27 protein-coding genes are annotated in these 19197 nt (G+C 67.7%); 11 read left to right on the forward strand and 16 right to left on the reverse strand.

Annotation, left to right across the window (positions count from 1 at the left end):
* Positions 1 to 42: 42 nt before the first annotated feature.
* On the forward strand, positions 43 to 195 hold the full coding sequence (locus ACK8OR_RS10395) for a hypothetical protein (protein ID WP_298436617.1): 153 nt from the start codon (positions 43 to 45) through the stop codon (positions 193 to 195).
* Positions 196 to 260: 65 nt separating this feature from the next.
* Here ACK8OR_RS10395 and ACK8OR_RS10400 read toward each other — a convergent pair whose 3' ends face one another.
* The 11 genes from ACK8OR_RS10400 to sdhC are packed head-to-tail and all read right to left on the reverse strand — an operon-like array spanning position 261 to position 6241.
* On the reverse strand, positions 261 to 764 hold the full coding sequence (locus ACK8OR_RS10400; protein WP_410189325.1) for a peroxiredoxin family protein: 504 nt from the start codon (positions 762 to 764) through the stop codon (positions 261 to 263).
* 8 nt (positions 765 to 772) lie between these two features.
* The gene (locus ACK8OR_RS10405) at positions 773 to 1552 is read right to left on the reverse strand and encodes a succinate dehydrogenase iron-sulfur subunit (RefSeq protein WP_410189326.1); all 780 of its coding nucleotides are present in this window, start codon (positions 1550 to 1552) and stop codon (positions 773 to 775) included.
* A 13-nt stretch (positions 1553 to 1565) separates the two neighbouring features.
* Positions 1566 to 1883 carry a hypothetical protein gene (locus tag ACK8OR_RS10410; RefSeq protein ID WP_410189327.1) on the reverse strand — a complete coding sequence of 106 codons (318 nt, stop codon included), beginning with the start codon at positions 1881 to 1883 and terminating at the stop codon, positions 1566 to 1568.
* Positions 1873 to 2673: a sulfotransferase domain-containing protein gene (locus tag ACK8OR_RS10415; RefSeq protein ID WP_410189328.1), complete on the reverse strand. Its 801-nt coding sequence runs from the start codon at positions 2671 to 2673 to the stop codon at positions 1873 to 1875. The genes ACK8OR_RS10410 and ACK8OR_RS10415 overlap by 11 nt, the downstream gene beginning before the upstream one ends.
* Positions 2670 to 2912: a hypothetical protein gene (locus ACK8OR_RS10420; protein WP_410189329.1), complete on the reverse strand. Its 243-nt coding sequence runs from the start codon at positions 2910 to 2912 to the stop codon at positions 2670 to 2672. Before ACK8OR_RS10420 ends, ACK8OR_RS10415 begins: the two co-directional genes overlap by 4 nt.
* The gene (locus ACK8OR_RS10425) at positions 2909 to 3208 is read right to left on the reverse strand and encodes a hypothetical protein (protein WP_410189330.1); all 300 of its coding nucleotides are present in this window, start codon (positions 3206 to 3208) and stop codon (positions 2909 to 2911) included. The genes ACK8OR_RS10420 and ACK8OR_RS10425 overlap by 4 nt, the downstream gene beginning before the upstream one ends.
* Positions 3205 to 3423 (reverse strand): hypothetical protein, encoded by a 219-nt coding sequence (locus ACK8OR_RS10430; RefSeq protein ID WP_410189331.1) that lies wholly within the window; start codon positions 3421 to 3423, stop codon positions 3205 to 3207. Before ACK8OR_RS10430 ends, ACK8OR_RS10425 begins: the two co-directional genes overlap by 4 nt.
* Positions 3424 to 3430: 7 nt before the next feature.
* The gene (locus ACK8OR_RS10435) at positions 3431 to 3655 is read right to left on the reverse strand and encodes a hypothetical protein (protein ID WP_410189332.1); all 225 of its coding nucleotides are present in this window, start codon (positions 3653 to 3655) and stop codon (positions 3431 to 3433) included.
* A complete protein-coding gene (sdhA, locus tag ACK8OR_RS10440) occupies positions 3655 to 5466 on the reverse strand; it encodes a succinate dehydrogenase flavoprotein subunit (RefSeq protein WP_410189333.1) in 1812 nt (603 codons plus the stop codon). The genes ACK8OR_RS10435 and sdhA overlap by 1 nt, the downstream gene beginning before the upstream one ends.
* 10 nt (positions 5467 to 5476) lie before the next feature.
* Positions 5477 to 5848 (reverse strand): succinate dehydrogenase, hydrophobic membrane anchor protein, encoded by a 372-nt coding sequence (locus ACK8OR_RS10445; protein WP_410189334.1) that lies wholly within the window; start codon positions 5846 to 5848, stop codon positions 5477 to 5479.
* Between the two features lie 9 nt (positions 5849 to 5857).
* On the reverse strand, positions 5858 to 6241 hold the full coding sequence (gene sdhC, locus ACK8OR_RS10450) for a succinate dehydrogenase, cytochrome b556 subunit (protein WP_410189335.1): 384 nt from the start codon (positions 6239 to 6241) through the stop codon (positions 5858 to 5860).
* 212 nt (positions 6242 to 6453) lie between these two features.
* Between sdhC and ACK8OR_RS10455 the strand changes: the two genes are divergently transcribed.
* Positions 6454 to 6801 (forward strand): DUF3140 domain-containing protein, encoded by a 348-nt coding sequence (locus ACK8OR_RS10455; RefSeq protein ID WP_410189336.1) that lies wholly within the window; start codon positions 6454 to 6456, stop codon positions 6799 to 6801.
* On the opposite strand, the gene ACK8OR_RS10460 is transcribed toward ACK8OR_RS10455, so the two are convergent.
* The 5 genes from ACK8OR_RS10460 to ACK8OR_RS10480 are packed head-to-tail and all read right to left on the reverse strand — an operon-like array spanning position 6798 to position 10122.
* Complete coding sequence (locus ACK8OR_RS10460) at positions 6798 to 7484, reverse strand: DUF4344 domain-containing metallopeptidase (RefSeq protein ID WP_410189337.1); 687 nt, start codon at positions 7482 to 7484, stop codon at positions 6798 to 6800. The genes ACK8OR_RS10455 and ACK8OR_RS10460 overlap by 4 nt on opposite strands.
* Positions 7481 to 8506 (reverse strand): MaoC family dehydratase, encoded by a 1026-nt coding sequence (locus ACK8OR_RS10465; RefSeq protein WP_410189338.1) that lies wholly within the window; start codon positions 8504 to 8506, stop codon positions 7481 to 7483. Before ACK8OR_RS10465 ends, ACK8OR_RS10460 begins: the two co-directional genes overlap by 4 nt.
* Positions 8503 to 8709, reverse strand: coding sequence for a DUF1737 domain-containing protein (locus ACK8OR_RS10470; RefSeq protein ID WP_410189339.1), 207 nt, complete (start codon positions 8707 to 8709; stop codon positions 8503 to 8505). Before ACK8OR_RS10470 ends, ACK8OR_RS10465 begins: the two co-directional genes overlap by 4 nt.
* Entirely contained in the window at positions 8709 to 9266 is a 558-nt protein-coding gene (locus ACK8OR_RS10475; protein ID WP_410189340.1) for an NnrU family protein, read from the reverse strand. The genes ACK8OR_RS10470 and ACK8OR_RS10475 overlap by 1 nt, the downstream gene beginning before the upstream one ends.
* Positions 9267 to 9270: 4 nt before the next feature.
* Positions 9271 to 10122 carry an HpcH/HpaI aldolase/citrate lyase family protein gene (locus ACK8OR_RS10480; RefSeq protein WP_410189341.1) on the reverse strand — a complete coding sequence of 284 codons (852 nt, stop codon included), beginning with the start codon at positions 10120 to 10122 and terminating at the stop codon, positions 9271 to 9273.
* Between the two features lie 265 nt (positions 10123 to 10387).
* Here ACK8OR_RS10480 and ACK8OR_RS10485 point away from each other — a divergent pair, with 265 nt between their 5' ends.
* From ACK8OR_RS10485 to ACK8OR_RS10525, 9 genes are all read left to right on the forward strand, one after another.
* Positions 10388 to 10717 (forward strand): hypothetical protein, encoded by a 330-nt coding sequence (locus ACK8OR_RS10485; RefSeq protein WP_410189342.1) that lies wholly within the window; start codon positions 10388 to 10390, stop codon positions 10715 to 10717.
* Positions 10718 to 10865: 148 nt separating this feature from the next.
* Positions 10866 to 11828, forward strand: coding sequence for a malate dehydrogenase (gene mdh / locus ACK8OR_RS10490; protein WP_298436676.1), 963 nt, complete (start codon positions 10866 to 10868; stop codon positions 11826 to 11828).
* A 240-nt stretch (positions 11829 to 12068) separates the two neighbouring features.
* A complete protein-coding gene (sucC, locus tag ACK8OR_RS10495; protein WP_410189343.1) occupies positions 12069 to 13262 on the forward strand; it encodes an ADP-forming succinate--CoA ligase subunit beta in 1194 nt (397 codons plus the stop codon).
* 65 nt (positions 13263 to 13327) lie between these two features.
* A complete protein-coding gene (locus ACK8OR_RS10500) occupies positions 13328 to 13492 on the forward strand; it encodes a hypothetical protein (RefSeq protein WP_410189344.1) in 165 nt (54 codons plus the stop codon).
* A 4-nt stretch (positions 13493 to 13496) separates the two neighbouring features.
* Entirely contained in the window at positions 13497 to 14063 is a 567-nt protein-coding gene (locus ACK8OR_RS10505) for a succinyl-CoA synthetase subunit beta (RefSeq protein WP_410189345.1), read from the forward strand.
* A complete protein-coding gene (locus ACK8OR_RS10510; RefSeq protein WP_410189346.1) occupies positions 14060 to 14644 on the forward strand; it encodes a hypothetical protein in 585 nt (194 codons plus the stop codon). The genes ACK8OR_RS10505 and ACK8OR_RS10510 overlap by 4 nt, the downstream gene beginning before the upstream one ends.
* 25 nt (positions 14645 to 14669) lie before the next feature.
* Positions 14670 to 15557, forward strand: a complete 888-nt coding sequence (sucD, locus tag ACK8OR_RS10515; RefSeq protein WP_410189347.1) for a succinate--CoA ligase subunit alpha — start codon at positions 14670 to 14672, stop codon at positions 15555 to 15557.
* A 61-nt stretch (positions 15558 to 15618) separates the two neighbouring features.
* Positions 15619 to 16233 carry a hypothetical protein gene (locus tag ACK8OR_RS10520; protein WP_410189348.1) on the forward strand — a complete coding sequence of 205 codons (615 nt, stop codon included), beginning with the start codon at positions 15619 to 15621 and terminating at the stop codon, positions 16231 to 16233.
* Positions 16230 to 19193, forward strand: coding sequence for a 2-oxoglutarate dehydrogenase E1 component (locus ACK8OR_RS10525; RefSeq protein ID WP_410189349.1), 2964 nt, complete (start codon positions 16230 to 16232; stop codon positions 19191 to 19193). Before ACK8OR_RS10520 ends, ACK8OR_RS10525 begins: the two co-directional genes overlap by 4 nt.
* Positions 19194 to 19197 lie beyond the last annotated feature (4 nt).

Here is a 19197-nt window from a genome sequence, read left to right on the forward strand (position 1 = left end):
CGAGCGTGTTGTTTTGGCGACAACCCGCAACCGGAGATCGCCATGACCACCTCGCTGAAACTGCTGACCGCCCTGCCCCTGATCGCGCTTCTGTCCGCCTGCGTGGGCGCAAATGACCGCGTCGATACGCTGAGCGAGATCGAGGCCAACAACGACACCGACATCGTCGGCGACGGCATGGTCATCGGAAGCTGATCCAAGACCCGACCGAAATTCCGCAAGACGAACGGGCCTCCGCCATGCGGGGGCCCGTTTCGCGTTCAGGCCGCGCCGCGGGGCGGGCGGTCGTTGGCGCGGACGAAGTCGATCCCCGAAAGAATGTCTTCGAAGGCGGGGCGCCCGAACGGGACCGATTGCTGCCAATGCGCGCCGACCGTTCCGTCCGCCAGAACCCAGGTGAGCGCCGGCTCGGAGAAGCGGGGCGGTTCCTTCTCGACGACACGGTCCGAGACCCAAAGGCCCCACTCGCGGGCCGTGGCTTCGGTCATGCCATGAGCGATATCGATGCCGCCCACCGCCCAGTCCGCTGCGACCGCCCGGGCCCGATCTTCCGGGTCCATCGACACGGCGAGCACGGTCAAGCCCCGCTCGGCAAAGGCGGGAAGATGCGCCACGAGGTCTTCGAGCTGCTTGCGGCAGGCGGGGCAATGGAGCCCCCGGAAGAAGACGACGAACGCTTCGCCCCGGATGGCCGACAGGTCCATGTCCGGCCCGTCGAGGCGGTGTGCGACCAGCGCGGGGGCGGGCGTTCCGGGCTTCGGCATGTCGACCCTCAGATCTGACGCTCGACCATCATCTTCTTGATGTTCGCGATGGCCTTTGCGGGGTTCAGCCCCTTCGGGCACGTCTTGGCGCAGTTCATGATCGTGTGACAGCGGTAGAGCTTGAACGGGTCTTCGAGGTCGTCCAGCCGCTCGCCCGTCGCCTCGTCGCGGCTGTCGATGATCCAGCGATAGGCATGGAGAAGCGCGGCGGGTCCGAGGTAGCGGTCCCCGTTCCACCAGTAGCTCGGGCAGGCCGTCGAGCAGGACGCGCACATGATGCATTCGTAAAGACCGTCGAGCTTCTCGCGGTCCTCGATCGACTGGCGCCATTCCTTGGCGGGGGTGTTCGACTTCGTTTCCAGCCACGGCATGACCGAGGCGTGTTGGGCGTAGAAATGCGTCAGGTCGGGGATCAGGTCCTTGATGACCGGCATGTGAGGCAGCGGATAGATCTTCACGTCGCCCTTCACGTCGTCGATGCCCCAGGTGCAGGCGAGCGTGTTCACCCCGTCGATATTCATCGCGCAGGACCCACAAATCCCCTCGCGGCAGGAGCGGCGGAAGGTCAGGGTCGGGTCGATCTCGTTCTTGATCTTGATCAGCGCGTCCAGGATCATCGGCCCGCAGGTGTCGAGATCGACCCAGTAGGTGTCGAGCCGCGGGTTCCTCCCGTCCTCGGGGTTCCAGCGATAGATCTGGAACTTGCGCAGGTTGCTCGCGCCCTCGGGCTTCGGCCACGTCTGGCCAACGGTGATCTTCGAGTTCTTCGGCAGCGTGAATTGGACCATGGGTCGGTTCCTCTCAGAGGGTGTTCAGCAGCACGGGCAGACCCTCGGTCGCCAGGCATTGGATGGTGTCGGGACGGCGCGCGATGTCGAGAACGATACGCGTGGCGCCCGCGTCGTCGCGGGTCGCGGCGGAGGTGGCGAGCGTGACGATCTCGTCGCCGCTCGCGTTGTCGATGATGCAGTTCGTGGCGGGCTCCAGCGGGATGCCCGGAAAGCGCTCGGCCACGATGGGATTGACGACCGACTTGGCCGCCGCACGGCTGACCTCGGTGCCGACACCCGTGTTGCAGGCGGCCAGCGCGACGATCAGAAGAAGGGGTTCAAGCCGCATCGCGCAACTCCTCGAGCCAAGCCGTGGGATGGGTTTCGTAACCGAGCGTGACGAGGTCGGACCCGTGCGCCTCGGCGTAGATCTCGGCCACCGCGCGCGGCAGGCGGGTGCGCCATTGGGCGATCTTGCCCGACGCGACATGGGCGCCGACGCGATCGCCGCGCGCCGCCTCGTCGGCAAGACCGCCGAACAGGCTGCGGTTCCAGAAGATGCGGCAACCCTGGTCGACCTCGGGTTCGGGCAGGCCCAAATCGCGCAAATGCTCGCGAAAGGCACGGCAGTCGGTGTCCTGCATCAGGTCCTCGTAGCGAACCTCGATCGTATTGGGCCGGTCGTAGGTCCAGGCGGTCATCTCGGCGACGGTCTGTGCATGTTTCTCGCGCATCTCGAAGAGCAGCCGCTCTTCCTCGGACGGCAGGGCGTTCAGGTGGGCCTGATACGTGCGGCCGCCGAGATCGTCGCGCGGCTCGTGCAGGAACTGTTCGCCTTCGGGCGGGGCGTGGAGGTGATAGCGCATGCCCGACAGAAGAACGTCGCGCGGGTCGCGGATCATGTGCAGGATACGCGCATCGGGCCGGTCGAGCAGGATATCGGGGAAGAGCGAGGACCACTGAAACAGGAACACCCGCTCGGCCTCGGGCACCTTCTTCAGACCCTGGTTCGGATAGACGACATGATGCGCCACCCCGAGCTGGTTCGCCAACCGCCGGAACACGCCCCTGAGCCAAAGCGTCCCGGTCTTGTGATGGGTGCCGATGCAATAGAGGCGGGGCGCGATCAGGTCGGTCACTGGCTGGCCCGCTCGGAAGTGCAGGCCAGAAGGCCCTCGATCTCGGCGTTGGACATGGACGCGCCCGGATCGTTGATCATGTCGGGGCGTCCGATCGCGTTCAGGCAGGAGGCGAGGCCCGGCGTCACCGCGCGGTCGGCATCGACGAAATCCGCCGCGCCGGGGCCGTTCCGGGCAAAGCCGCCCGCGCCGCCGATACAGGCCGACAAGAGCAGGACGAGGGGCAGAGCGCGGATCACGATCCCGTTCCCAGCGTCACGCCGACGACGGTCGGCTCGGGGCGTCCGGCCATGCGGCGGTCCATGCATTCGGCCAGGACCGCCCGCTCCGAGCGGGGATCGAAGACCCGGCTCGTGACGACCAGCTCACCATCGGCCAGGCCCCCGCCCGAGCCGACGCCGACGCCCACGCTGCCGGCGATCCCGTCGGCCAGCCGCGCCTCGGATCGGCATTCGCGCAACGCCCGCTCGCGGGTCATCGGGACCGGCGCGCAGGCCGTGACCACGACTGTCAGCAGAAGCAAAAAGCGGATCATCGCGGCACCGCCTCGCAGACGTCCAGCCGGGCGAGATCCGCCGCCGAGCGCGTCACGATAGTGCCGTCCCGAACGGTGACGCCCTGTTCGCGCGCGCAGTCGAGATACGCCGCGCGCCGCGCCTCGGGACCCGTGGGCATGCAGGCCACGAGCACCAGCGGCAGCGCCGCGCCAAGCCAGCGGAGGCTCCGGCCCAGGGTCGCGCCGCGCGTCACCGTCCCGTCAGCTCCGCCGCCGGATGCAGGCCTCGAGCGCGACCTGCTCCTCGGGCGTCAGCTCGACCGAGGCGCCTTCGGTCACCCGGTCGGGCAGCACCGGCTTGCCGATCTCGGCGAGGCACGCATTCACCACGAGGCGCACACCGTCATCCACAGCGACGGCGGGACCGGACGGGGCCGGCTGGCAGGCCATGAGGGCGAGCGGGGCGAGGAGGAGGAGAAGGCGCATCAGTACACTCGTGCTTTCGGGGCGATTTTCTTAAGGTCGATGCCGCCGTCATTGTGCGACGTCAGCGGGTTCATATGGACGCCGCGGTAGCCGAGATCCGACGTCGCTGCGTCCCCCTGGAACCAGACGAGGCTGTGCTTGCGCCAGTTCTCGTCGTCACGGTCGGGGAAATCCTCGTGGGCGTGGGCGCCGCGGCTTTCCTTCCGGGCCTCCGCCGCGACGACAGTCGCAACGGCATTGGGCATCAGGTTGGCCAGCTCCAGCGTCTCCATCAGGTCGGAGTTCCAGATCAGCGTGTTATCGGTGACGGCCACATCCGGCAGCTTGCCCGCGATGTCCTCCATCTTCTCCTTGCCCTGCGCGAGGGTTTCGGACGTCCGGAAGACGGCCGCGTCCTCCTGCATGGTCTTCTGCATCTCGAGCCGCAGCTCGGCGGTGCCGACCTGGCCGCGCGCGTGGCGCAGCCCGTCGAACCGCGCCAGCGCCATCTCGACCGAGCGCATGTTGGGGCTGGGCACGGCGCTTTCGGTATCGACCACCTCGCCCGCGCGGATCGCGGCGGCGCGTCCGAAGACCACGAGGTCGATCAGGCTGTTCGACCCAAGGCGGTTCGCTCCGTGAACGCTGGCACAGCCCGCCTCGCCCACGGCCATCAGGCCGGGCGCGACACGGTCGGGCGCGTCGGTCGTCGGGGCGAGCACCTCGCCCCAGTAGTTCGTCGGGATGCCGCCCATGTTGTAGTGCACCGTCGGCAGGACGGGGATCGGCTCCTTGGTGACGTCGACGCCCGCGAAGATGCGCGCGCTCTCGGAGATGCCGGGCAGGCGCAGGTGCAGCGTCTCGGGCGGCAGATGGCTGAGGTTCAGGTGGATGTGGTCGCCGTCCTTGCCGACGCCACGCCCCTCGCGGATCTCCATCGTCATGCAGCGCGAGACCACGTCGCGCGAGGCGAGGTCCTTGTAGGTGGGCGCATAGCGCTCCATGAACCGCTCGCCCTCGGAATTTGTGAGGTATCCGCCCTCGCCGCGCGCGCCTTCGGTGATGAGGCAGCCGGCGCCGTAGATGCCGGTGGGGTGGAACTGCACGAACTCCATGTCCTGAAGCGGCAGGCCCGCGCGCGCGACCATGCCCCCGCCGTCGCCGGTGCAGGTATGGGCCGATGTCGCCGAGAAATAGGCGCGGCCATAGCCGCCGGTCGCCAGCACGGTCATCTTCGCCGAGAAGAGGTGCAGCGTGCCATCGTCCAGCTTCCAGCAGAGTACGCCCTGGCACTCGCCATCGTCCGACATAATCAGGTCGATCGCGAAGTATTCGATAAAAAACTCGGCCTTCTGCTTGAGGCTCTGCCCGTACAACGTATGCAGGATCGCGTGGCCGGTGCGGTCGGCGGCCGCGCACGTCCGCTGCACGGGCGGACCTTCCCCGTATTCGGTCGTGTGGCCGCCGAAGGGCCGCTGGTAGATCTTGCCCTCTTCCGTGCGCGAGAAGGGAACGCCGTAATGCTCCAGCTCGTAGACGGCCTTGGGCGCCTCGCGGGCGAGGTATTCCATCGCGTCCGTGTCGCCCAGCCAGTCCGACCCCTTGACGGTGTCGTACATGTGCCACTGCCAGCTGTCGGGGCCCATGTTCCCCAGGGACGCCGCGATGCCGCCCTGGGCCGCGACCGTGTGCGAGCGGGTCGGGAAGACTTTCGTGATACAGGCGGTGCGCAGGCCCTGCTCGGCCATCCCGAGGGTCGCGCGCAGGCCCGCGCCGCCGGCACCGACCACGACGACGTCGTATTCGTGGGTCTCGTATTCGTAGGCAGCCATGTCGGTCTCCTTAGAGGGCGAGGCGGATCAGGGCATAAACGCCGATCAACGCCGCGCCGTAGCTGAGGCAGGTGGTCGCAACGATCGCGACCTTGCGGGCGGTGCCCGGCACGTAGTCCTCGATCAGGACCTGCACGCCCTTGGCGAAGTGGATCCAGCCCACGACCAGGGTCATCAGCGCGACGAGGGCCGGGAACGGGCGGGAGTAATAGGCGACGACCTCGGGCCAAGGTTCGCCCAGCGCGGCGCCGAAGGTGAAGACGAAGAGCGGCACGAGGATCACGAGTGCCGCCGAGAGGACGGTCTGGTGCCAGTGGTGCGTCGTGCCCGATCCGGCGGAGCCGAGGCCGGAGACGCGCTTGCGGTCAGTCAGGTAAGCCATGCGCGTGCCTCAGAGGATCAGGATGGTGAGAAGGGTCAGCAGGAGCGACCCGGCGATCACGGCCCAGCCGAGCTTCTCCGCGGTCTCGACTTCGAGGCCGTAGCCCTGATCCCAGATCAGGTGCCGGATGCCCGCCAGCGTGTGGTACCAGAGCGCCCAGATCGACCCGAGGAACACGAGCTTGCCGAACCACGAGGTCAGCACCGCATCCGCGGTCGCGAAGGCGTCCGGGCCCGCGGCGGCGGCCACGAACCACCAGGTGATCAGAAGGCCCCCGACGACGAGTGCATTGCCCGTGATCCTCGTCAGGATCGAGGTCATCGACGTCAGCTGCGGCCGATAGACCTGCAGATGCGGGGAGAGCGGGCGGTTGCCGCGGTTCACGTCGGCCATGCGACGCTCCTTCCTGGTCGTTATTCGGTCGTCGTCGGTGACGGTTCTAGCGATCTGCGCGCCAGTGTCACGGGGTTGCGGGGTCGCAGGGGCCGGAATCGCGCCGCAGCAGCACTCCGTGATCACGTCAATATGGCCTGTGATCACGGATGATGCGGAACCGGCCCGGCAGGGCGGCGTTTTGCTCGTCGAATAACGAATGGAGCAGGCGGATGTCGAAATCTCGCGATGAAATCTGGGACGAGTGGGGCGACCTCGTGAACATGGCACCGGCCGAGATCGAAAACTGGCTCGAGACCGACGAGTCGAAATCGGTCGGCGCCGATAGCGGGGACGGCACGTCGAAGGGTCGCAAGTCCGGCCAGCGCATCGTCGAGATCAAGCGGACCAACAAGGACGACCTGTCCGATGACGACTGGGATCACATGGGCAAGGTCGTCGGCTACATCAAACGCCACGGCGCGCAGGTACCGGACGATCCCGAGGGCTCGGATTGGGCCTATTCCCTGAAGAACTGGGGGCACGATCCGTTCGGCGAGAATGGGGTGGCCAAGGGCTAGTGCGCCCCGCCCTCAAGCGTGTCGATCAGCTCAGTGCAGATCACGATCCGCTCGGCCTCGCCGTAGTAGAAGGCATTCGGTTCGCCGCAATCCTCGACCTCGACCGGAACCGGGCGGGGCAGCGCGATGCGGCGGTTCACACGCTTGATGTCGCGCGACAGGGCGCCCAGCCGGTGACTGCCGCGCCCGAGACGCAGGCTGTCGGCGCGCGCGCCCGGCGCGGGGGCCAGATCGTCGAGCACCGGCGCCCAAGCCGCATCCATGTCGGCGGCATCGGACCGGCATCGCTCGGCCTCGTCGGGCGGCATTCCCAGCGCCCGCGCCAGATCGCCCCGCTGCACCGGCTTGCCGCCGTAGAACAGGCAGATCGCCCGCGCGAGACGCTGGCCCGAGGGCATGTACTGCGCCCAGTTGTCGAACAGCTCGGTCGCGGCTTCGGCGCGGTACCGCTCGGTCGTGTCGGTCACGATCTGCGCCATCTCGGCCTCGGAATGGAGACGCAGCGCCAGCGCCAGCGCGAAGGCATCCGCAGCCGTCTCCTCGACGCCGTAGACCGGCAGCTCGAGCTGGTCGAACACCGCGTGCCCGACCTCGTGGTAGAGCGTCATCCGCAGCTCGCTCCGCATCGGATCGGCAAGCGCCGGGGCCGCGAGCGCCAAGAGCAGAAACGCCAGACCCCTCACGCCGGCATCAACGCCCAGTAATCGAGATCCAGCAGGACATCCGGGACATACTTGCCATCCTCGCCGCGCAGCGCGAACGCCGCGCCCCGCGTCGCGACCAGACGAAGACGCAGCGCCGCGATACCGGGTGCGACCTCGGCCCGGTCCAGAACCTCGGACCACGCGCGCACCGTATCGCCCGCGAAGCACGGGTTCGCATGAGCGCCGGAATTGATCGCCACGATCATCTGCGCATTCGCCAGCCCGTTGAACGACAGCGCACGCGCCAGGCTGATGACATGTCCGCCATAGATCAGGCGCTTGCCGTCCTCGCGGTGGGTGGCGTCGAAATGGACCTTGGCGGTGTTCTGCCAGAGCCGGGTGGCCAGCATGTGCTCGGCTTCCTCGATCGTGGTGCCGTCGACATGGTCGATCCGCTCGCCGATCTCGTAGTCGGACGCGCGATGCCGCTCGCCCGCGAGGTCGAAATCATAGGCGTCGAAGGTCAGGTCCGCGGGGATCACCAACGAATCCGCGGGCACGTGATCGGCCAGTTCGGGAATGGCGGTCTCGGGCGCCGGGGCGTCTTGGTCCCGCTTGCGCACGATGACCCAGCGCACGTAGCGGAGGACCGCCTCGCCGTTCTGGTCGAAGCCGGTCGTGCGCACCCAGACGACGCCGGACCGCCCGTTCGAGTTCTGCTTGAGGCCGATGACCTTACTCTCGGAGCGCAGCGTATCGCCGGTCCAGACGGGCTTCAGGAACCGCCCTTCGGCATAGCCGAGATTGGCGACGGCATTGAGCGAGATGTCCGGGACGGTCTTGCCGAACACCGTGTGGAAGACCAGCAGGTCGTCCAGCGGCGCGCCATCCAGCCCGCAATCGATCGCGAAGGCGTCCGAGGAATGAAGCGCGAAGCGCTGCGGGTAGAGCGCGTGGTAGAGCGCGCGCTCGCCTTCGGCCAAGGTGCGGGGCACGGCGTGGCGGATGACCTCGCCCAGCCGGTAGTCCTCGAAGAAGCGGCCCGGATTGGTCTTGGTCATTGCTGTCCCAGTTTCATGTCGGGGCCGTATTCGGCGTCGATATCCTTCGTGACGGCCTGCGCGCAGCGCATCACACCCGACGTCGGATCGGCCGCATAGGCCGGCGCGCCATGCAGGACCCAGCCCTGCGCCAACGCGGCGCTGACCTTGTGGCAGAATGCCGAATCATCCTCGCCCGTCAGCAGGCGATAGAGCGTCGCCATCAGCCCATGCCCGTGGGCGACGGCCCGATCCAGCCATGGATGAAGTAGACGACGACATAGAGGACAAGCGCCGCGATGACGGCCGTGACCTCCTTCTTGACCGGAACGGGATGGGCCGGGGTTGCGGTCGGAGCGACGCGGTTGAGCATTACGATCGTGCCCAGCGCCCAGAGGAGCAGCCCGCCGAAGAGCAGGATCGACGCGACCTGCCCGTTCACCAGAAGGTGGGCCACCGCCCAGACCGAAAAGCCCACGAGCTGCGGGTGGACGACGACGCGGGCGACGCGGGTCTTCGCGCCGGACGTGGCGAAGAGATAGAACGCGACCAGCACGAGGAGGTTGTTGGCCGGGTAGGTCCAGGCCCCGAGCGACCAGACCGGATCGAATGGCGCCCAGCGATAGCCGAAGATCATCAGGAGCAGCGAAATCACGATCAGGCCGGTCACGAGACCCTTGCCCGGCTCGCCCATCGCGGCGCGGCGCTCGGGCGCGATGCGCTTGAAGACATGCGCCCCCGTCCAGAGGGCAAGGCCCAGTACGATCAGCAGGTATCCCATCGGCTCAGCCCTCCAGCGCGGCGATCGCGTCCAGCTTTGCCAGCGTCCGGCGGGCGGTGTCCACATGTAGGTTCTCGACGATGCGCCCGTCGAGGACGGCGACCCCCTGCCCTTCGGCCATGGCGGCGTCGAAGGCGGCGATCTGGCAGCGGGCGAGATCGGCCTCGGCTTCGGTCGGTGCGAAGGCGGCATTGGCGACGGCGACCTGCGCGGGATGTATCAGTGTCTTGCCGTCCATCCCGAAGGCGCGGCCCTGCTCGCATTCGGCCCGGAGCCCGTCCTCGTCCTTGAAGGCATTGTAGACACCGTCGATGCAGGGAATGCCCGCCGCCCGCGCCGCCAGGACGCAGGTCTGGAGCGCGGTGACGAGCGGTGCGCGATCGGCCGCATCGCGCGACCCGATATCCTTGGCGAGATCGTTCGTCCCGAGGACGAGGCCATCGGCCGCCCGCGCGATGGCCGCCGCGTCGAGGATGCCCGCAGGCGATTCCATCATCGCCCAGATGGCCGTGCCGTCCGGAAGCGCACGGGCGGCGGCGGCGATGTCATCCGGATGTCCGACTTTGGGCAGCAGCACCGCGTCGGGCGCCATCGTCGCGGCAGAGGCGAGGTCGTCACCGCCCCATGGCGTATCGGCCCCGTTGACCCGCACGATCCGGTAGCGGGGACCGTATCCGCCGGTCGCCAGCGCGGCGGCGAGCGTATCGCGCGCGGCGATCTTCTCGTCCGGGGCGACCGCGTCCTCGAGGTCGAAGATGATCGCGTCGACGGCGAGGGTCCGGGCCTTCTCCAACGCACGCGGCTTCGAGCCGGGGATATAGAGGACGGAACGGAACGGGCGGTCTGTCGCGATCATGGCGGTCTCCTGCAATCGCCGGCTGTGGACCACGATGCGCAACGATTGGCAAGTTCACACCACCGTGACGCAGCATCCTTACCCATGCGTCCGCTGCTCTGCGGCGCGTACGCGTGCGCGGTCATTAATCCTTTCTTGAGACGTCGCGCACATCCTTCACGGCATCGAAGTCGGATTCGGGCCCAGTGCCCGGCCCCATGAACCCGAGGACCCGCGATGACCGGCGTCCTCTTTGAGGTCGGTCACCGCCTGGAAAGGACGCGCCATGACCAAGACCCAGATCCTGAACGCCTTCTTCGCTACGCTCGCGGCCGTGGCGCTCACGCTCCTGACCCTGCCGGCGCAGGCCGCCGGGCCCGCCTGCGCGCCCCGCGGCGCGTTGGTCGAACGCCTGTCGTCCCAGTTTGGCGAGACGCGCCGCGGCATCGGTCTCGGGACGCAGGGGCGTATCGTCGAGATCTTCGCCTCCGAAGCGACAGGCAGCTGGACGATCGTCGTCACGCTGCCCGACGGACGGGCCTGCCTGATGGCCTCGGGCCTGAACTGGGAAGACCGTATGGACGACCTCGCGCATCTCGCCGACGCACAGGCCTGAACCGCCGATCGCCATCGCGCTGGCGGGCGCCTCGACGGTCCGCCCGGCAGCCACCCCATGCCGCAGTGCGGCGCAGCGGGGCTTGCCACCGCCCTGCCCGATCCGATACGCCACCCCGGACTCAAACTTCGACATATCGGAGACGGACATGGCTCGACCCAAGATCGCCCTCATCGGCGCCGGACAGATTGGCGGCACGCTGGCGCATCTCGCCGCCATCAAGGAACTCGGGGACGTCGTCCTCTTCGACATCTCGGACGGCGTGCCCCAGGGCAAGGCGCTCGATATCGCGGAGTCGGGCCCGGTCGAGGGCTTCGACGTCGCGTTGAAGGGCACGACCGACTATGCCGATATCGCGGGCGCTGACGTCTGCATCGTCACCGCCGGGGTGCCCCGGAAGCCGGGCATGTCGCGCGACGACCTGCTGGGCATCAACCTCAAGGTCATGAAGGCGGTGGGCGAGGGCATCCGCGACAACGCCCCCGACGCCTTCGTCATCTGCATCACCAATCCGCTGGATGCGATGGTCTGGGCGCTGCGCGAATTCTCGGGCCTGCCGCACGAGAAGGTCGTCGGCATGGCTGGCGTCCTCGACAGCGCGCGCTATCGTCATTTCCTCTCGGAGGAGTTCGGCGTCTCGATGCGCGACGTCACGGCCTTCGTCCTCGGCGGCCACGGCGACACGATGGTCCCGCTGGTCCGCTACTCCACCGTCGGCGGCATCCCCCTTCCGGACCTCGTCGAGATGGGCTGGACCACGCAGGAGAACATGGACGCCATTGTCCAGCGCACCCGTGACGGCGGTGCCGAGATTGTCGGCCTTCTGAAGACCGGCTCGGCCTTCTACGCCCCGGCAACCAGTGCCATCGAGATGGCCGAGGCCTATCTCAAGGATCAGAAGCGTCTCCTGCCCGCTGCGGCTTGGGTCGACGGCGCGCTGGGGCTCAACGGCATGTATGTCGGAGTGCCGACCGTGATCGGCGCCGGCGGCATCGAACGGATCGTGGACATCAAGCTCAACCGCGACGAACAGGCAATGTTCGACAAGTCGGTCGATGCGGTGAAGGGCCTGGTGGAAGCCTGCAAGGGGATCGACGGCTCGCTCGCCTGATCCCATCGGGTCATGCTATTGTAGGCTCCGCCCCACCGGGCGGGGCCTTTTTCTTGGCTGCCCGAATCATGCGCTGACGCCGCGTCGTCGCGATCGTGATCACGCCTCGCCAAACCGTGATCACATATCGTCGGTTTCTCGCCGAGCGGCTCGACCTCGGCGGGTTTGCTGTTTATCCCCGCCGTCCCCCATGTCATGGCCGAATGCGACCCATTCACGACCGCCGAAGGGACGCGACGCATGAACATCCACGAGTATCAGGCCAAGGCGCTCCTGCGCGATTACGGCGCCCCGGTCAGCGACGGCGTCGCCGTCACCAAGGCTGCCGACGCCAAGAACGCCGCCGGTCAGCTCGACGGGCCGCTCTGGGTGGTCAAGGCGCAGATCCATGCGGGCGGCCGCGGCAAGGGCTCGTTCAAGGAGGCCGAGGCCGGCGACAAGGGCGGCGTGCGGCTGGCCAAGTCGGTCGAGGAGGCCGCGGATCACGCCCGCGCCATGCTGGGCAACACGCTGGTCACGCACCAGACCGGCCCGGCGGGCAAGCAGGTCAACCGCATCTATATCGAGGACGGTTCCGAGATCGCGCGCGAGCTGTATCTCGCCCTTCTTGTCGACCGCGCCACGAGCCGCATCGGCTTCGTCTGCTCGACCGAGGGCGGCATGGACATCGAGGAGGTCGCCGCTTCGACACCCGAGAAGATCCTGAACTTCACGGTCGATCCGGCCACCGGCTACCAGCCGTTCCATGGTCGCCGTGTCGCCTTCGCGCTGGGCCTCGAGGGCGCGCAGATCAAGCAATGCGTCGCGCTGATGGGCAAGCTCTATGCCGCCTTCACCGAGAAGGACATGGAGATGCTGGAGATCAACCCGCTGATCGTGACCGACATGGGCGACCTCAAGGTGCTGGACGCCAAGGTCGGCTTCGACGGCAACGCCGTCTATCGCCACAAGGACATCGCGGAGCTGCGCGACGAGACGGAAGAGGACCCGAAGGAACTCGCCGCCTCCAAATACGACCTCAACTACATCGCGCTCGATGGCGAGATCGGCTGCATGGTGAACGGCGCGGGTCTCGCGATGGCGACGATGGACATCATCAAGCTCTATGGCGCGGAGCCCGCGAACTTCCTCGACGTGGGCGGCGGCGCCACCAAGGAGAAGGTGACCGAGGCGTTCAAGATCATCACCTCCGACCCGCAGGTGAAGGGCATCCTCGTCAACATCTTCGGCGGCATCATGCGCTGCGACGTCATCGCCGAGGGCGTGGTCGCCGCGGTCAAGGAAGTCGGCCTCAAGGTTCCGCTCGTCGTCCGGCTGGAGGGCACCAACGTCCAGAAGGGCAAGGACATCATCAACAATTCCGGCCTCGACGTGATCGCCGCCGACGACCTAAAGGACGGCGCCCAGAAGATCGTGAAGGCGGTGAAGGGGTGAGACGCGCATCGGCGGAGCCCCGGCGTCTTCACCGGGAACGCCCCACCTCTCGCGGCGTCGTTCCGATGCTCGCCGCGGCCAGCCTTCTGACCGTCGCGGCCTGCGCCAACGAGAACGGGGCCATTCCGTTCGACAGCGACACGTGGTCGCTCCAGACCGATGCGCGGGGCAATCCCTATCCCGCGACGCGGAACGGAGCGGGGCCTGTCCCGTTTGGGGTGTCCGACTGAGATCATGGGACGCAGCGCAGCATATGGACATCGCGCGGCGACCGCCCCTCGGAGCGGCGCTCGGCTCGTCATCGCCGTCTTCGCGATCTGGGCGACCGGGGGGCCCGCAAGCGCCAACCCGATCCGGTCGGATGCGCTCGAGGCCTTTGCCGCGCATTGCTTCAGTCCGGATCTGACCGCCGCGCGCGCGGCGCAAGTCATCGAGCCGGCCGGTGCGCGGGTTGCGTTCTATGACCTCGCCCCGTTCTCCGCGGCAACGCCCTCGCCTGCGGCGGGCGCGGTCACGCCGGGGACCGATCGACGCTGCGAGGTGGCCTTCGATGGGGAGTATGGCGCCGACGCGGCAGAGGTCGCGGCCGCCGCGCTCGACGCGGAAGGCATCCGTACCGAGGCCCCCGTGCCCGACAGCCATCCCGCCGTCCCCGGCACCACGCTTCTGGGCGCGCGCTACCTGAACCCGTCGCGCATTGCCGTCGTACACACGGGCACGCGGCCCGGTCCGAACGGGCCAGAGACCTTCCTCAGCGTCGAGCGCCTGACGCCCGAGGCCAGCGCCGAGGCCGCCCGATGATCCGCGCCGCAACCCTCGTCGCCGCCGCGCTCGCGCTCGCCGCTTGCCAGCCGGTCTCGCAGACCGGCTTCAGCAAGGGCGCCGCCGAGATCGCGGGCCAGCGGATGGCGTTCACGGTCGAGGCCGTGTGCCTCAACAACCGCACCCGCGCGGGCCAGACGCGGGCCGCACGCGCACTCGATTTCCCCTTCGTCCAACGCGAGGATGGCGGCACCGTCTATTCAAATCCCGGCACGCTGACCTTCCTTCGGATCGGGCCCGTGGCGCAGCAATCCATCACCAATCGCGACGGTGAGCGGATCGACGTCCCCGGCGGCAGCGGCTGTTCGGTGGGCTCGCCCGCCGTGGGCCTGCGGCAGTCGAATGCGATCGCGGGGCAGATCCTCGCGCCGCGACTGGTGGACGGGTCGGGCACGCTCGACGGGCCGCTGGGTGCGGGGCTCAATCCCGCGGGCGGCGCCGGCTTCTTCTTCGAGGGGCTGACCGTGACCACGCCGCTGGCCCGCACCACCCTGACCGATCCCGCGACGGGCGAGGCGCGCGCCTTCGACCATCCCGTCATTCTCATCGTGCACAACTGACAGACTTCAAAAGACCGGAGACGACATGGCCATTCTCGTAGACGAACAGACCAAGGTGATCTGCCAGGGCTTCACCGGCTCGCAGGGCACCTTCCATTCCGAGCAGGCCATCGCCTACGGCACCAAGATGGTCGGTGGCGTCACCCCCGGAAAGGGCGGCCAGACGCATCTGGACCTGCCCGTCTTCGACAGCTGCCACGAGGCGGTCGCCAAGACCGGCGCCAATGCATCCGTCATCTACGTCCCGCCGCCCTTCGCCGCGGATTCGATCCTCGAAGCGATCGACGCCGAGATCCCGCTGGTGGTCTGCATCACCGAAGGTATCCCGGTGCTCGACATGATGAAGGTCAAGCGCGCCCTCGACGGCTCGAAGACGCGGCTGATCGGGCCGAACTGTCCCGGCGTGATCACGCCCGACGCCTGCAAGATCGGCATCATGCCCGGCCATATCCACAAGCGCGGCTCCGTCGGCGTCGTGTCCCGTTCGGGGACGCTCACCTACGAGGCCGTCAAGCAGACCGCCGATATGGGGCTGGGCCAGTCCACCGCCGTCGGCATCGGCGGCGACCCGATCAAGGGGACCGAGCATATCGACGTGCTGGAGATGTTCCTCGGCGATGACGAGACGCAGTCGATCATCATGATCGGCGAGATCGGCGGCACAGCCGAGGAGGAGGCCGCGGAGTTCCTGGCCTCCGAGCGCAAGAAGGGCCGCTGGAAGCCCACCGCCGGGTTCATCGCCGGGCGCACGGCGCCTCCGGGCCGCCGGATGGGCCATGCCGGCGCCATCGTCGCGGGCGGTAAGGGCGACGCGGACTCGAAGATCGAGGCGATGAAGGCGGCGGGGATCGTCGTCGCCGACAGCCCCGCCACGCTGGGCGAGGCCGTGAAGGAGGCGATCGACGCCGGGTGAGACGTGCGGCCAGGGTCGGAGATGTTCCGGCCCCCGGCGCGCCCGACAGGAGGAGCATGTGATGACGACACGAATGATCGGGGTTCTGCTCGCGGCGACCGTCTTCACGGCCCCTGCCGCCGCGCAGACGGCGCCCGAAGCCTGCCTCGCGGACGAGCGCGACTTCGACGTGCTGCTCGCCTCGCTGGAGGCCGAGGGCTGGATGCCGCTCGACCCCGGCACCACGCTGCCCGAGGACGCGGTCGAACGGCTCGCGCTCGCGCGGACGATCTTCTACGCCTCCACCGACCGGGGCGGATCGACCCTGACCGAGATCATGGACCTGCAACGCCGGACGGTGCCGGGTCTCGCGCGGCGGGTCGACACCGACCTCGCACGCCAGCGCGTCCTAACCCGCGGCGACGCGGCGATGACCTTCAACTGGGGGATGCCGCAGCAGGGCCGACTCGACATCGTCGAGGTCATCTGCCGCATCGCCACCCCCGAGGGCGCGACCGCCACCGGCACCGAAGAGGGGTTCGGCCCTTCCACCTTCGAGACCCTCGCCGAGGAACCCTTGCGCCGCGCGATGATCATCGCGCTGGAGCCCGACCTGATATCGGACCTGACGACCGACAGGTCGACCGTGTCCATCGTAGAGACCGTATCCGTCATCAACCCGGAATATGATCAATGACCGACCAGTCCCCCAATGACGTCTTCCGCTCCACGTCCTTCATGCAGGGGCACAACGCGGAATATCTCGAGCAGATGTATGCCCGCTACGCCTCGGATCCGGGCGCCGTGGACGAGACGTGGAAGCAGTTCTTCGCCGCGCTCGAAGATGATGCGGGCGCGGTTAAGGCCGAGGCGGAGGGCCCGTCCTGGGCGCGCGCCGACTGGCCGCCGCTGCCCTCGGGCGAGCTGACGGCGGCGCTGACCGGCGAATGGCCCGCCGATCCCAAGGAGGCACAGGCGGCCGGCGACAAGATCCGCGCCAAGGCCGAGGCGACGGACGCGACCGTCAGCGACGACCAGATCAAGCGCGCCGTGCTCGACAGCATCCGCGCGCTGATGATCATCCGGGCCTACCGGATCCGGGGGCACCTGGCCGCCGATCTGGACCCGCTGGGCATGCGCGCGGAGACGCCGCATCCCGAGCTCGATCCGGCCTCCTACGGCTTCACCGAGGCCGACATGGACCGGCCGATCTTCATCGACAACGTGCTCGGCCTCGAGGTCGCGACGCTAGCCGAGATCGTCGCCATCCTGAAGCGGACCTATTGCGGCACATTCGCGCTCCAATACATGCACATCTCCGATCCCGAGCAGTCCTCCTGGTTGAAGGAGCGGATCGAGGGCCTGGGCAAGGAAATCGAGTTCACCCAGAACGGGCGGCGCGCGATCCTCAACAAGCTGGTCGAGGCCGAGGGCTTCGAGAAATACCTGCACGTCAAGTACATGGGCACCAAGCGCTTCGGCCTCGACGGCGGCGAGGCGCTGATCCCAGCGATGGAGCAGATCATCAAGCGCGGCGGCCAGCTGGGTCTGTCGGACATCGTCATCGGAATGCCCCATCGGGGGCGCCTCAGCGTCCTCGCGAACGTGATGGAGAAGCCCTACAAGGCGATCTTCAACGAATTCCAGGGCGGCAGCTTCAAGCCCGAGGACGTCGATGGCTCGGGCGACGTGAAATACCACCTCGGCGCGTCCTCGGACCGCGAATTCGACGGCAACGAGGTGCATATCTCGCTGACCGCGAACCCGTCGCATCTCGAAGCCGTGAACCCCGTCGTCCTCGGCAAGGTGCGGGCCAAGCAGGACCAGCTGGGCGACAGCGACCGCACCAAGGTGACGGGGCTTCTTCTGCATGGCGACGCGGCCTTCGCGGGCCAGGGCGTCGTGGCCGAATGCTTCGCGCTCTCTGGCGTGCGGGGTCACAAGACCGGCGGCACGATCCATATCGTCGTCAACAACCAGATCGGGTTCACCACCGCCCCGCATTTCTCGCGGTCCTCGCCCTATCCCACCGACAACGCGCTGGTGGTCGAGGCGCCGATCTTCCACGTCAACGGCGACGATCCCGAAGCGGTCGTCCACGCCGCCCGCGTGGCCATCGAGTTCCGCCAGAAGTTCGGCAAGGACGTCGTGCTCGACATCTTCTGCTACCGCCGCTTCGGCCATAACGAGGGGGACGAACCGATGTTCACCAACCCCCTGATGTACAAGCAGATCAAGCAGCAGAAGACGACGCTGACGCTCTATACCGAGCGACTGGTCCGCGACGGGCTGATCCCCGAGGGCGAGATCGAGGACATGAAGGCCGCGTTCCAGGACCGCATGGCCGAGGAGTTCGAGGCCGGGAAGGACTACAAGCCCAACAAGGCCGACTGGCTGGACGGGCGCTGGTCCCATCTCGACCGCCGCAAGGAGGACGATTACGTCCGCGGCCAGACCGCCATCCCCGAGGAGACGCTGGCCGAGGTCGGGCGCGCGCTGACGACGGCGCCGGACGACTTCCCGCTGCACAAGACGATCGGGCGGCTGCTCGAGGCGAAGTCGAAGATGTTCGACAGCGGCGCGGGCTTCGACTGGGCGACCGCCGAGGCGCTGGCCTTCGGATCGCTTCTGACCGAGGGTTACAAGGTCCGGCTCGCCGGGCAGGATTCGACGCGCGGCACGTTCAGCCAGCGCCATTCCGGCCTCGTCAACCAGGCGACGGAGGAGCGCTACTACCCGCTCAACCATATCCGCGAGGGGCAGGCCCAATACGAGGTGATCGACAGCGCCTTGTCGGAATACGCCGTCCTGGGCTTCGAATATGGCTACAGCCTCGCCGAGCCCAACGCCCTGACCATGTGGGAGGCGCAGTTCGGCGACTTCGCCAACGGTGCGCAGATCATGTTCGACCAGTTCATTTCGTCGGGCGAGTCGAAGTGGCTGCGGATGTCGGGGCTCGTCTGCCTCCTGCCCCACGGGTTCGAGGGTCAGGGCCCCGAGCACTCCTCGGCGCGGCTCGAGCGCTTCCTGCAGATGTGCGGTTCCGACAACTGGATCGTCGCCAATTGCACGACGCCCGCCAACTATTTCCACATCCTGCGCCGCCAGCTGCATCGCGACTTCCGCAAGCCGCTGATCCTGATGACGCCCAAATCCCTTTTGCGTCACAAGCTGGCCGTGTCGAAGACCGAGGAATTCACCACCGGTTCGAGCTTCCACCGCGTGCTCTGGGACGACGCGCAATACGGCAATTCGGACACCGAGCTCGTGCCCGACGACGAGATCAAGCGCGTCGTCATCTGCTCGGGCAAGGTCTATTTCGACCTGCTGGAGGAGCGGGACGCGCGCGGCATTACCGATGTCTACATCCTGCGGCTGGAGCAGTTCTATCCGTTCCCCGCGCTCTCGATGGTCAACGAGCTCAGCCGGTTCAAGGGCGCCGAGTTCGTCTGGTGCCAGGAGGAGCCGAAGAACCAAGGCGGCTGGACCTTCGTGGACCCGAACATCGAATGGGTGCTGACCCGCATCGGCGCCAGCCACACGCGGCCCCGCTATGTCGGGCGCGCCGCCTCCGCTTCGCCCGCGACGGGCCTCGCGAGCCAACACAAGTCACAACAAGCCGCGCTCGTCGACGAAGCGCTGAGCATGGAAGGTTAAGCGC

Origin of the sequence: Jannaschia halovivens (genome assembly GCF_046452375.1) — a bacterium.
GTDB classification, from domain to species: domain Bacteria; phylum Pseudomonadota; class Alphaproteobacteria; order Rhodobacterales; family Rhodobacteraceae; genus Jannaschia; species Jannaschia halovivens.